At 55.1% G+C, this 10,980-nt stretch carries 15 protein-coding genes and 1 tRNA gene; 8 read left to right on the top strand and 8 right to left on the bottom strand.

Annotated elements, in window-relative coordinates:
• Positions 1–12: 12 nt before the first annotated feature.
• Genes yajC through queA form a run of 3 tightly spaced genes read right to left on the bottom strand, consistent with a single transcriptional unit; the run spans position 13 to position 2,564 of the window.
• Positions 13–345, bottom strand: coding sequence for a preprotein translocase subunit YajC (gene yajC, locus BLS60_RS05080; RefSeq protein ID WP_070883333.1), 333 nt, complete (start codon positions 343–345; stop codon positions 13–15).
• A gap of 39 nt (positions 346–384) precedes the next feature.
• A complete protein-coding gene (tgt, locus tag BLS60_RS05085) occupies positions 385–1,500 on the bottom strand; it encodes a tRNA guanosine(34) transglycosylase Tgt (RefSeq protein ID WP_208597285.1) in 1,116 nt (371 codons plus the stop codon).
• A 14-nt stretch (positions 1,501–1,514) separates the two neighbouring features.
• The gene (gene queA / locus BLS60_RS05090) at positions 1,515–2,564 is read right to left on the bottom strand and encodes a tRNA preQ1(34) S-adenosylmethionine ribosyltransferase-isomerase QueA (protein WP_092366515.1); all 1,050 of its coding nucleotides are present in this window, start codon (positions 2,562–2,564) and stop codon (positions 1,515–1,517) included.
• 114 nt (positions 2,565–2,678) lie between these two features.
• Between queA and BLS60_RS05095 the strand changes: the two genes are divergently transcribed.
• A tRNA-Leu gene (locus tag BLS60_RS05095) sits at positions 2,679–2,763 on the top strand.
• Between the two features lie 283 nt (positions 2,764–3,046).
• Positions 3,047–4,735: an RNA-binding domain-containing protein gene (locus BLS60_RS05100; RefSeq protein ID WP_092365493.1), complete on the top strand. Its 1,689-nt coding sequence runs from the start codon at positions 3,047–3,049 to the stop codon at positions 4,733–4,735.
• A 54-nt stretch (positions 4,736–4,789) separates the two neighbouring features.
• Here the strand turns inward: BLS60_RS05100 and umuC are convergent, their stop codons facing one another.
• Together umuC and BLS60_RS05110 are read right to left on the bottom strand one after the other, a co-directional pair.
• Positions 4,790–6,061 carry a translesion error-prone DNA polymerase V subunit UmuC gene (umuC, locus tag BLS60_RS05105; RefSeq protein ID WP_092365496.1) on the bottom strand — a complete coding sequence of 424 codons (1,272 nt, stop codon included), beginning with the start codon at positions 6,059–6,061 and terminating at the stop codon, positions 4,790–4,792.
• Complete coding sequence (locus BLS60_RS05110; protein ID WP_092365498.1) at positions 6,054–6,491, bottom strand: LexA family protein; 438 nt, start codon at positions 6,489–6,491, stop codon at positions 6,054–6,056. The genes umuC and BLS60_RS05110 overlap by 8 nt, the downstream gene beginning before the upstream one ends.
• A gap of 100 nt (positions 6,492–6,591) precedes the next feature.
• On the opposite strand from BLS60_RS05110, the gene BLS60_RS05115 reads away from it, so the two are divergent.
• The 3 genes from BLS60_RS05115 (at position 6,592) to BLS60_RS21295 (ending at position 8,720) form a co-directional block, all read left to right on the top strand.
• Positions 6,592–7,287, top strand: coding sequence for an SOS response-associated peptidase family protein (locus BLS60_RS05115; RefSeq protein WP_092365501.1), 696 nt, complete (start codon positions 6,592–6,594; stop codon positions 7,285–7,287).
• A gap of 172 nt (positions 7,288–7,459) precedes the next feature.
• The gene (locus tag BLS60_RS21820) at positions 7,460–7,969 is read left to right on the top strand and encodes a transglycosylase domain-containing protein (RefSeq protein ID WP_420848436.1); all 510 of its coding nucleotides are present in this window, start codon (positions 7,460–7,462) and stop codon (positions 7,967–7,969) included.
• Positions 7,953–8,720: a hypothetical protein gene (locus BLS60_RS21295; protein ID WP_143024581.1), complete on the top strand. Its 768-nt coding sequence runs from the start codon at positions 7,953–7,955 to the stop codon at positions 8,718–8,720. Before BLS60_RS21820 ends, BLS60_RS21295 begins: the two co-directional genes overlap by 17 nt.
• Before the next feature lie 9 nt (positions 8,721–8,729).
• Here BLS60_RS21295 and BLS60_RS05125 read toward each other — a convergent pair whose 3' ends face one another.
• The 3 genes from BLS60_RS05125 to BLS60_RS05135 are packed head-to-tail and all read right to left on the bottom strand — an operon-like array spanning position 8,730 to position 9,915.
• Entirely contained in the window at positions 8,730–8,996 is a 267-nt protein-coding gene (locus BLS60_RS05125; protein WP_092365507.1) for a hypothetical protein, read from the bottom strand.
• On the bottom strand, positions 8,993–9,379 hold the full coding sequence (locus BLS60_RS05130) for a hypothetical protein (RefSeq protein ID WP_143024582.1): 387 nt from the start codon (positions 9,377–9,379) through the stop codon (positions 8,993–8,995). Before BLS60_RS05130 ends, BLS60_RS05125 begins: the two co-directional genes overlap by 4 nt.
• Complete coding sequence (locus tag BLS60_RS05135; protein ID WP_092365512.1) at positions 9,376–9,915, bottom strand: glycoside hydrolase family 24 protein; 540 nt, start codon at positions 9,913–9,915, stop codon at positions 9,376–9,378. Before BLS60_RS05135 ends, BLS60_RS05130 begins: the two co-directional genes overlap by 4 nt.
• 84 nt (positions 9,916–9,999) lie before the next feature.
• On the opposite strand from BLS60_RS05135, the gene BLS60_RS05140 reads away from it, so the two are divergent.
• Genes BLS60_RS05140 through BLS60_RS05145 form a run of 3 tightly spaced genes read left to right on the top strand, consistent with a single transcriptional unit; the run spans position 10,000 to position 10,967 of the window.
• The gene (locus tag BLS60_RS05140; protein WP_092365515.1) at positions 10,000–10,590 is read left to right on the top strand and encodes a hypothetical protein; all 591 of its coding nucleotides are present in this window, start codon (positions 10,000–10,002) and stop codon (positions 10,588–10,590) included.
• A 3-nt stretch (positions 10,591–10,593) separates the two neighbouring features.
• On the top strand, positions 10,594–10,752 hold the full coding sequence (locus BLS60_RS21450; RefSeq protein WP_167357647.1) for a hypothetical protein: 159 nt from the start codon (positions 10,594–10,596) through the stop codon (positions 10,750–10,752).
• Positions 10,743–10,967 carry a carbon storage regulator gene (locus BLS60_RS05145; protein WP_167357648.1) on the top strand — a complete coding sequence of 75 codons (225 nt, stop codon included), beginning with the start codon at positions 10,743–10,745 and terminating at the stop codon, positions 10,965–10,967. Before BLS60_RS21450 ends, BLS60_RS05145 begins: the two co-directional genes overlap by 10 nt.
• Positions 10,968–10,980: the final 13 nt, after the last annotated feature.

Below are 10,980 nucleotides of genomic sequence, written 5' to 3' on the forward strand. Positions count from 1 at the left end.
TTTCAACCGTTATCAGATGGCTTTCAGCGTGCCCTTTGGCAAGGTCGCCGCAATGGCTGCTTTCTGAATCTTCAGCTCGACGGTCTCGGATACTTCGATCACGACGAAGTCGTCGCTGACCTTGGACACCTTGCCGGCGATACCGCCAGAGGTCACCACTTCATCGCCCTTCTGCAGGTTGCCGAGCAGGCTCTTGTGTTCTTTGGCACGTTTGGCCTGTGGGCGCCAGATCATCAGATAGAAGATGACCAGGAAGCCGACCAGGAAAATCCATTCGAAACCGGTGCCTGCCGGGCCGGCAGCACCAGCGGCATCAGCGTAGGCAGCGGGAATAAAAAAGCTCATTTGACACTCCTGTTTAAAGTTCTTTTAGCCATCGAAACATCAATTCAGCGGCGGCGTTGGCAGACCGCGCCGAGCGTAGAAGGCATCGACAAAGGCGGCCAATGTACCCTGTTGAATTGCCTCGCGCAAACCAGCCATAAGGCGCTGGTAATGACGCAAGTTGTGGATTGTATTCAACATGCTGCCGAGCATTTCGCCGCACTTATCCAAATGATGCAGATAGGCGCGCGAGAAGTGTTTGCAGGTGTAACAGTCGCAGGTGGGATCCAGCGGCGAGTCGTCATGACGATGAAATGCGTTGCGGATTTTCAGCACACCGGTGTCGATGAACAGATGACCGTTGCGCGCGTTGCGGGTCGGCATCACGCAATCGAACATGTCCACCCCGCGGCGCACGCCCTCGACCAGATCCTCAGGCTTGCCGACGCCCATCAGGTAGCGCGGCTTTTCACTCGGCATCTGCTCCGGCAGATAATCGAGCACCTTGATCATCTCTTCCTTCGGCTCGCCGACCGACAGACCACCAATCGCCAGGCCGTCGAACTCCAACTCACTCAAACCTTCCAGCGAGCGCATGCGCAGTGATTCATGCATGCCCCCCTGAACGATGCCGAACAGCGCCGCGGTACTTTCACCATGGGCAACCTTGGAGCGCTTGGCCCAACGCAACGACAACTCCATGGAGGTTTTGGCGACGTCGAACTCGGCCGGATACGGCGTGCACTCGTCGAAAATCATCACGATGTCGGAGCCGAGATCGCGCTGCACCTGCATCGACTCTTCCGGCCCCATGAACACCTTGGAGCCATCGACTGGCGAGGCGAAGGTCACACCCTCCTCCTTGATCTTGCGCATTGCGCCCAGGCTGAAGACCTGGAAGCCGCCCGAGTCGGTGAGGATCGGCCCCTGCCACTGCATGAAGTCATGCAGGTCACCATGGCGCTTGATGACTTCGGTGCCGGGGCGCAACCACAGGTGAAAGGTATTGCCGAGAATGATCTGCGCACCGATGGCCTCGATGTCACGCGGCAACATACCTTTGACCGTGCCATAGGTACCTACCGGCATGAAGGCCGGCGTCTCGACCACCCCACGAGGGAAAGTCAGGCGCCCACGACGGGCCTTGCCATCGGTGGCCAGCAGTTCGAAAGACATGCGGCAGCTGCGGGTCATAGGAATTCCTCGGGTCCGCGCGGCGCGGGATTGCGGGTGATGAACATGGCATCGCCATAACTGAAGAAGCGATAACCCTCGGCCACTGCCTGGGCGTAGGCCGCCATGGTTTCCGCATAGCCGGCGAAGGCCGACACCAGCATCAGCAAGGTCGATTCGGGCAAATGGAAGTTGGTCACCAGGGCATCGACCACATGGAACGGCCGACCGGGATAGATAAAGATGTCGGTATCGCCAGTGAACGGTTTCAGCTCACCATCGCGGGCTGCACTTTCCAGCGAACGGACGCTGGTAGTGCCCACGGCAACGACTCGACCACCTCGGGCACGACACGCCTGCACGGCATCGACCACGTCCTGACTGACTTCCAGCCACTCGCTGTGCATATGGTGATCTTCGATACGCTCCACACGTACCGGCTGAAAGGTCCCGGCGCCGACGTGCAGGGTGACGAATGCGCTCTCGACACCCCGCTCACGCAACGACGCCAGCAACTCGCCATCAAAATGCAGGCCTGCGGTAGGCGCCGCAACGGCGCCGGCCTTTTGCGCATAGACGGTCTGATAACGCTCACGATCCGAGGCCTGATCAGCGCGGTCTATATAGGGCGGCAAGGGCATGTGGCCGACACGCTCGAGTAGCGGCAACACAGCCTCGTCGAAACGCAATTCGAACAATGCATCATGGCGAGCCACCATCTGCGCCTGCGCACCACCCTCGAGCACGATCATCGTGCCCGCCTTTGGTGACTTGCTGGCTCGCACATGCGCCAGCACCCGATACTCGTCGAGCACACGCTCTACCAGCACCTCGAGCTTGCCGCCCGAAGCCTTCTGGCCAAACAGGCGCGCCGGAATCACTCGGGTGTTGTTGAACACCATCAGATCGCCGGGACGCAAGTACTCGAGCAGGTCGGCAAAATGCCGATCGGCAAGTGCACCGCTGGCACCGTCGAGCACCAGCAAGCGGCTGGCACGCCGCTCGGCAAGGGGATGGCGGGCGATCTGCTCATCGGGCAGATCGAAATGGAAGTCGGCAACGCGCATGGTGGGCAGAGGTGTCATCTTGCAGGGCGGAGCAGCTTACCGGAAATCATTGAAACTGACCACGCAAGTGCATTGACCAATGGCAACTTGCTCCCTATACTGCGCCGCCATTGTGCCCCGGTGGCGGAACCGGTAGACGCGGCGGATTCAAAATCCGTTTTCGAAAGAAGTGGGAGTTCGAGTCTCCCCCGGGGCACCATATAATTGAAGAAAGGCCTTGATTCTCAAGGCCTTTTTTTATGCCTGGCGTAAAATTGGCGTAACCACTCAAATCAGTTTCCTTCCAAACCTCTTCACCTTGCCTCTCAACAGCACCGATAGCTCCGGGAGCGCCCGACCACCATATTGGGTGTGAATGGATTGAGCCGGCTCCGCTACCACGATCAGCCCTCGCCGACACCGTCAGCCTCCTAGATAGCCATGAGCAATCCCTTGAGTTAGCATTTAGCCATCATCATGCATTCAAAGGGACTGAATCAAAAATGTTTATGAAGAGCGAAGAGGAGCTTCTTGAGATCATCCGAGCCTGCGAACACGTTGATAGCGAGCTGCTGGAGTCAGAGGAAGTAGAATTCAAAGAATATTCAAGCGTCGCCTCGCTCCACGGAGCTAAAGACCTTGCTGAAGAAGTATCTGCTTTAGCTAACAAAAAAGGTGGCATCGTTATAGTGGGCATCCGCGACGGCGGAAACGTCCTGAACAAACAGTGGGCTTCACAACTTGTTGGATTCGAACGGGGCGATATAGTTGAGATTGAGCAAAGAATTAAAGGCAAGCTTAAACCCAACATCGATCTACGAGCCCATTATATCCAGCACGCCGGTAAAAATTATCTAGCTATTCACATCCCGCCACGCCGAGACACCCTAGTCTCAACATCAAGCGGTAAAACATGTATCCGCGACGGACGCTCTAGCAGGCCAATGGCCCCCGAAGAGATTCGTATGGCGGTTTCAGGGCTCGTAAACTATGACTGGACAGCCGAAGTCATGGAACACATTCACGAGACCGCTCTAGATCCGAAGTCAGTAGCAGCGGCACTGGAAGATTTCTGCATTAGAAAAAAATACTCTAATGATGAACGACCAACTAAAGCCGCGTTTCTTGAAGCAATTGGTGCAACGACCAACGGCGTGGTCACCAAGTCAGGTCTTCTTTTCCTCGGCCAGCAAAATGACATTCTTAAATGGCTCGGCACATATGAGTACAGGTTCACTTGGCGAAAAGCCAGTGGAGAGCTACTTGAGAATACTGTTTGGGATGACAACCTTTGGAACTCCATTCAAAGAATCCAACAATTGTTCTCTGCATGCAACTCGGAAGTCCCTCTCGTATACAAAGGCAAAACTCACCCCTGCAAGCTCCTTGACAGCACTGCATTTCATGAATGCTTCATGAACGCTCTCGTCCACAGGGACTATTCAATCGAGGGAATGGTTGTAGTTGATTATAACTTCGACCGAATGATGGTTACTAACCCTGGAGTTTTCTATGGAGGTGTCACCGCGGAAAACATCAGCACTCACCAGCCACGCCATAGAAACAAAGCCCTAGCAAAACTTTTAATGAATTTTCAATTAGTAGACCGCGCGGGCATGGGTGTTAAGCGGATGAATTTTGGCTCACTAGCCTATGGACGTGAGTTCCCATCCTTCAAAGAGTCTTTCGACACTGTCGAGGTGTCACTGCCAGCGAAAGCTATAATCCCTGAAATTTTTGTTCAAGTACAAAATGCTCCTGACAGCTATAGCGTTTGCGACTTAATTATACTTAACAGCCTGTATAGAATTGGTCATGTTGACGTAACCGAACTAGCCAAACGAATTTCAACTCATGACGACAACACTTGGAAAGCCATTAACACTTCTGTTGAGAACCACAGCGAGTTAGAACTTTGCGGCACCAACGCCGGGGTATTTGTGAGATTCAAACCAAATTGGGCGACTTACTTCAAGGTACAGAACCCATTAAAAATCAGCACCACCTCAAGTAAACATGTAAAGCTATTCGGCCACCTTCAAGAATTTGGCGAAGCCTCTAACGAAAATATAACTTTACTCCTAGGTCATAAGAACACAACTCACACTAGCGCTTTTCTAAGAAAGTCCTCCTATGCTGTGAGAACAGGTAACGGTCCGAGTGCAAAATGGTCACTTGTCAAAAGAATTTGATGGGTCCGGATATACGCTTATCGCTCTCCCACTATCACGCTCAAGGGCTGGCGACTATCCGGAGACTCGCCATAACTGATCCAAACGCGTCGTATAGCTCTGGCTCATCATCTCCCGCCGCATACCCCACTCGGGCTGCAGCTCCACCCGCCCCGGGCGAAGCGTTCCCCTGCCCCACCTGGCATTGATCTCGTCCAGCACGGTCATCACTTTCGTAGACTCGGCCGACTGCTGGGGCGCGAACAGGTCGCCCGTAATCTCGGTGCGCTGGCAGAGATCGAGCAGCATCACCTCGGCCTTGCTGTACGAGTAGCCGGCCCGATACGCCTGCTCCAGGGCATGCATGGCGTAATGGGTGATCATCCGGGTGTCGTCAGTCGCCCAGGGCAGCTGCAGCGCCACGCCCTTGGCATATTTGGCCTCATCAGGATTGTGCATGCCAGTGCGCACACCTACGCGGATCTGCCGACACACCGACTGCTGCGCCCGCAGTTTCTCGCACGCGGTAGCCGTGTAGGTGGCCACGGCCTGGCGGATCGACTCTATATCCTGCAGACGCTTGCCGAACATCCGGCTGGAACAGATCTCTTTCTTAGGCGGCGCGGCCTCATCCAGGGTCAGGCATGGCGTACCGCGCAACTCGCGGGCGGTCTTCTCGATCACTACGCTGAACTGCTTGCGCAGCGTCCAGGCGTCGGCCTGTGCCAGATCCCATGCCGTCTTGATTCCCTGGGCGTTGAGATGCTCGGTCATCCGCCGGCCAACACCCCAAACGTCACTCACCGGCAGCACGCGCAGCACCTTGTCGCGCCTTCCAGGGTCGCGCAGGTCGACTACCCCGCCCGTCTGCCGCTGCCACTTCTTCGCCGAGTGGTTGGCCAGCTTGGCGAGGGTTTTGGTGGTTGCGATCCCCACGCCAGTCGGTATGCCGGTGTACTTCAACACACGCGCGCGGATCTGCCGGCCGATCTGCTCGAGGTCACCAGGCACACCGGTCAGGTCAGCGAATGCTTCATCGATGCTGTAGATCTCAACCGCCGGGACCATGCCCTCGATGACGGTCATCACACGCTCGCTCATGTCACCGTACAGCGCGTAATTGCTACTGAACGGCACGATGCCGTGGCGCCGGAGGTCATTCTTGATCTGAAAGTACGGGGCGCCCATCTTTACGAAGGGCTTGGCATCAGCGCTGCGCGCGATCACGCAGCCATCGTTGTTGCTCAGCACAACGATCGGCACACGCTGCAAGTCAGGCCGGAACACACGCTCGCAGCTTGCGTAGAACGAGTTGCAGTCAACGAGGGCAATAGCTTGCTCAGCCATGGCATCGGTGCCGCCGAATGCTGTCTGTCACCACAGCCCAGATCAGCAGCTCGTCGCCCTCCATCACGAACCGAGGCGCGTATTTCGGATTCTCCGATCGCAGCACGATCTGCTGGCCATCGCGAGCCAGCGTCTTCACTACCGGCTCGCCGTTGATGGCGGCGATCACGATGTCACCCGGCACGGCGTCCAGCGCCTTATTCACCACCAGCACGTCACCGTCGAAGATACCGGCACCGATCATGCTGTCACCATCAACACGCACAAGGTACGTCTGCGGTGCATGGATATCGAGCAGCTCATCCAGGGATATTTTTTGTTCGAGGTGATCCTGGGCGGGGCTGGGGAAGCCGGCAGGAACGCGGAAAGAAAAAAAGGGCAGCTCGATATCGGAGCTGCCCACTGGGCCAAGAATCGTTGCGTTGCCCATGAGAGAGACCTGAAAATAATACTGTATGAATATACAGATACCAAATCTCTCAAGCCGCGGTCAAAGAATGATGATGGCCAACTGACGACCGGAGGGTCCCATGTGCGGACGATTCACTCAGTACCGAACCGTTGACGAATACGCCAAGGCCCTGCAGCTCGGCCTGCTCGAGGGCGACTGGTCGAACGAGCCCATAGCCCGCTACAACGTCGCGCCACAATCACGTGTGATGCTCCTGCATCAGGATGATCAAGGCGTTCACGTCACTCCCACGAAGTGGGGATACGCGCCGCACTGGGCGCAGGGCAAGCGCCCGCCAGCGATCAACGCACGCATCGAGACAGCGGCCACCAGCAAGTTCTGGAGCGCGATCTGGAAGCGCGGCCGGGCGATTGTGATGGCAGATGGTTGGTACGAGTGGAAGAAAGATCCAGACAACCCGAAGGTCAAGCAGCCGTACTTCATACGACTGAAGGGAGGCGCACCCGCGTTCTTCGCCGCGATCGGCGATATCCCGCAAGGCGATGAGGAAGGTGCTGGTGGCTTTGCGATAATCACCGCAGCCAGCGACCAGGGGATGGTCGACATCCACGACCGGCGCCCGGTCGTGCTGCCTCCAGATGTGGCGGGGGAGTGGATGGAGCCCGGTCTCCTACCAGAGCGGGCTGAGGATCTGGCCAGGCATCACGACACACCCGTGGAGGCGTTTGAGTGGTACCCGGTCGGGAAAGCGGTGGGCAACGTAAAAAATCAGGGAGCAGGATTGCTGGAGCCAATCTACAATCCTGACATGTAATATCTGCCCTGATACATAGAATGATTTAGCTTTTTTGGAAGCTTTGTCCGGCATTATCAATCGAGCAGTAGATTTGAAAACACCTGATTTTTATAAGTCACTTAAGTGCAGTTCAGACGACATTGCCAAAATCATATGCGAGATTGATAGCCAGCTGGGCCATAATCGACTTATGCCGCCGATTGACTGTCAAAAGATGCTGATTCTAGCTGAAGACAAAAGAGCATCTCGTCATTGCGGCTTCGACGTGGTCGCGATTATACGATCGCTCGCTCTCACTGGACTAGGCAAACCTCACGGCGGAAGCACAATATTACAACAGCTAGTTAGAACAATAACTGGGCATTATGAAAAGTCGTTGAAGCGAAAAATAACTGAGATCTTGCTAGCATATTTAGTGGCACAGAAAGTCGACAGATCATTATATCCAAGGGTATACCTATCTGTAGCGTATTACGGCACAGGAATGGAGGGCTTTGACAAGTTTTTTGCGAAGAAAGGAAATGACTCTTGTGATGAAATCCACTTAGCATCAATGGCCGTAGCGAGACTAAAGTACCCTGAGCCTGCAAAGCCTAATTGCTCAAAACATGAAAAGATTTCGGTGCGAGAAAAACACCTTAGAAACATATATTTGAACAGCTCGAATACAAGGATTTATTCATATGTTGAAGCCGTTTGATGACCTGCACTCCGATCTTAATACTCTCTCGCCTCACCCTGAGCCTGACCTGCTGAAAAAGGCTCTATTGTCTGCGGGAAACAAAGAGTTCAAAGGGATTGCACACCTATGGCTGTCGGAAGGTATTCCTTTTGCATTCCTATCATCACCGGCAGTCTATCAACAGCTCCGCAGTGAGCTTGCCCGCCTACTCGATGTTGGCATCAAAGACATTAGCGTCGTCGGAAGCAGCCGAATTGGATACTCGCTGGCAGACCATAAATTCGGCAAAGAATTTGGAGATCAGTCAGACCTTGACCTTTGTGCCGTGAACTCTGAACTATTCAATCGAGCAAAGAGAGACACGGAAAAATTCATCGCCGACTTTGAATCAGGAGTGACAACTACCAAGTCGGATGACGTTAGAACTCGCTGGAGCAACAACTGTGAGTATTTACCGAAAAACATACACAAAGGCTTCATTGACATAAAGATGGTTCCAGCAATCAAAGGAAAATATGATTGTATATCAAGCATCAAAGACAGCATCTGGAGGGTGTCCTGTAGGCTTAAAAACACCTCAGACACCCCAAATTTCCAATCGCTATCAATCCGTATTTATAAAGACTGGCCGTCAATGGTTAACCAAGTCTCTCGAAGTTTGAATCGACTCGTAGTATCGCTAACTGCTACCGACGAGCTTCCGAAAGTAGCAGCGGCTAGCCCTCCAACACCATCTGTGAATCAAGACAGTGGAAATAGAATCTCTTAGGATCACTGGTTAGCGGCACGCGCTATTAGCGGCTAGTAGCTCGCGCTCATAGCCTATACGCTGCCGGCGCTCGGCGAGCAGCGCGCGCACTTTCACTTCCAGGGTGTCATCAGCCTTCAGCCCAGCAGCAGCCCAAGGCGGCACCGCTACATCTTTCGTGTGGCATGGCACCTGAATCGGTACCTCGACGCGGATGATGCGAGGCTCAGGCTCTGCAACAGGCCTTGCGCCGCAGCCGGCCAGTGTCGATAGCGCGCATATCAAGATCAGTCTCATAGGCCCAGCTCCTTATCGATCACGCTTGTAGCCGCGGCGCAGGCGTCACCGCCGATTCGTTCCAGCTGCAGCCGGTTGGCTGCTTGGTAGTCGACTTCGGATTGTTGCCGCGCGCCCGCTTGGGCCTGCTCGGCCTGCTGTGCTCGAGCAGCAGCCTTGGCGCGTAGATCCGCAAGCGCGCTGTTCTGCTCGCCGACCTGCACCAGTAGATTGCCGCGCGTCTCCCGGCATGCAACCAGCTTTCCGTACTGCTCGGTCGACGCGGCGCGCTCGGTATACAGCTCGCCCTGCAAGCTACTCACGCGGATCTGCTGGCCAGCGGCGACAGCGGCGACGGCGAGCAACCACCAGCACCAGGTTGGCACTAGTCGGAGCCAGGTCACGCCGCCATCTCCCCGCCGCATGCGCAGAACATGGCCAGCAGCTCGCCTTCGTCGCACGGTTCAGCGGCACGCTCTTCGGAATAGATTTCCAGCAGGTTGGCCAGTTTGTGCTCACGCTGGCCGTAACCTGCGCCAGGCAGGCTGGCCCAGATCGGGGCGGCGGCGGCGATGGCTTGCTGGATGCGGCCGGCCTTGATGTGCGGCAGCGCGCCGCATTCGGTAAGCAGCTTCACAGCGGCCAGGTCCTGCGCGCGCGGAATGAAGCGGCCGATAAAGCCGTAGTTCGTCACGATGGCATCCCAGGTGCGCGCCAGAAACTGGTAGCGGCCGGCAGCGGTGGACTTGATGCCCAGGTTGGGCAGCGGCACTAACTTGCGCGGGTGCTTGCTGTAGTCGTTAAACAGTTTGCCGCCGACGATCACGTTGTAGCCGTCGTCGCTGGCTTTGATGGTGGACGTGCCTTCGCTCCAGGCGAGCATATCCAGGAAGGCGAGCACGTTAGCGCCGCCCGCCTCTGCTGCGGTAAGTCGAGCCATAGTTTTCTCCAGCCATAAAAAACCCGCTCGGTGGCGGGATAAAAATGGTTACGATTGTTGAAATGAGTGGCAAGGAGCCTTTACATGCACCCAGTAATTGATTCAGTGGTCTATGTCATTCCAGCAGCTAGCAGTTGGTTGGCTGAAATGGCGTCAGCCTTTTCGGCAATTGCGGCGATGTTCTCGGCTATTACTGCAGCCGTAGCCGTCTGGTACACGCGAAAACAGATCAAGTCCCATGAGCGTCACAATAGGCTTATGGCTACCCCACACTTATCTGCATGGAATCACGCGGACATTGAACCCGGTTTATATCAATTCAGCATTGAGAATACGGGGATAGGTCCAGCAGTTGTCCGAGAAATCTCAGTAAGCGTGGGTGGTGAAAAGATCAAGGGATGGAGTGCCGACTTAGTCGAGCTGGCGGTGGAAAAATTATTTGGAGCCACAGAGCATGAAGCATCTTACGAAATGTTTGTTATTAACGACGTGCTGCCACCGGGTAAAAAATTTACGGTCCTCTCAATCAAAATACCAGGCACAACCGGAGGCGATATTCAGGAGTTCGTCACCGAACAAGTATCTCTTATGATTAAGTATGAAAGCATTCTGGGCGATAAATATGTCTTCGACTCGGAAGAGCTTAAGCGCCTACGGGCTGCTGCATTGGAGTAAGGCATGATCAGACAAAACGTGCCGGAGCCGATGTCTGGCCAGCACGTTTTAGGCTTGATCTTTATGACCGGCATGAAAAAGCCCGCGCTAGGGCGGGCTGTAGAGGAATGGTCTATCTTACAGAAACCGTTAATAAGCAAGGAAGCAATGACATGGCGCTGATACTCAGCCGCAAAACAGGCCAAGACGTGCGCCTGATGATCGATGAAGACATCACTGCAGCGGAGCTCAGTGAGCTCATCCGAGATGGGATTACCGTCCGCATCGCCGAACAAAGCGCCTCAAGTAGCCAGGTCAAACTCGGCTTTATCGCGCCCCGCTTTGTATCGATAGTGCGCTCCGAGCTGCTCGAGCATGAAGCTCTAGCTGAGGTGTGAAGTGCGAACCAAG

The sequence above is a fragment of the Phytopseudomonas seleniipraecipitans genome (genome assembly GCF_900102335.1).
GTDB classification, from domain to species: Bacteria; Pseudomonadota; Gammaproteobacteria; order Pseudomonadales; family Pseudomonadaceae; genus Aquipseudomonas; species Aquipseudomonas seleniipraecipitans.

Excerpts from the sequence above, each read along its gene's own strand:
- queA (WP_092366515.1), bottom strand. The coding sequence starts at position 2,564 with ATGCGCGTTGCCGACTTCCATTTCGATCTGCCCGATGAGCAGATCGCC.
- BLS60_RS05125 (WP_092365507.1), bottom strand. The coding sequence starts at position 8,996 with ATGAGACTGATCTTGATATGCGCGCTATCGACACTGGCCGGCTGCGGC.
- BLS60_RS05140 (WP_092365515.1), top strand. The coding sequence starts at position 10,000 with ATGCACCCAGTAATTGATTCAGTGGTCTATGTCATTCCAGCAGCTAGC.
- BLS60_RS05145 (WP_167357648.1), top strand. The coding sequence starts at position 10,743 with ATGGCGCTGATACTCAGCCGCAAAACAGGCCAAGACGTGCGCCTGATG.
- BLS60_RS05115 (WP_092365501.1), top strand. The coding sequence starts at position 6,592 with ATGTGCGGACGATTCACTCAGTACCGAACCGTTGACGAATACGCCAAG.
- tgt (WP_208597285.1), bottom strand. The coding sequence starts at position 1,500 with ATGTCTTTCGAACTGCTGGCCACCGATGGCAAGGCCCGTCGTGGGCGC.
- BLS60_RS05135 (WP_092365512.1), bottom strand. The coding sequence starts at position 9,915 with ATGGCTCGACTTACCGCAGCAGAGGCGGGCGGCGCTAACGTGCTCGCC.
- yajC (WP_070883333.1), bottom strand. The coding sequence starts at position 345 with ATGAGCTTTTTTATTCCCGCTGCCTACGCTGATGCCGCTGGTGCTGCC.
- umuC (WP_092365496.1), bottom strand. The coding sequence starts at position 6,061 with ATGGCTGAGCAAGCTATTGCCCTCGTTGACTGCAACTCGTTCTACGCA.
- BLS60_RS21450 (WP_167357647.1), top strand. The coding sequence starts at position 10,594 with ATGATCAGACAAAACGTGCCGGAGCCGATGTCTGGCCAGCACGTTTTA.
- BLS60_RS05100 (WP_092365493.1), top strand. The coding sequence starts at position 3,047 with ATGTTTATGAAGAGCGAAGAGGAGCTTCTTGAGATCATCCGAGCCTGC.
- BLS60_RS05110 (WP_092365498.1), bottom strand. The coding sequence starts at position 6,491 with ATGGGCAACGCAACGATTCTTGGCCCAGTGGGCAGCTCCGATATCGAG.
- BLS60_RS21295 (WP_143024581.1), top strand. The coding sequence starts at position 7,953 with ATGTTGAAGCCGTTTGATGACCTGCACTCCGATCTTAATACTCTCTCG.
- BLS60_RS21820 (WP_420848436.1), top strand. The coding sequence starts at position 7,460 with ATGCCGCCGATTGACTGTCAAAAGATGCTGATTCTAGCTGAAGACAAA.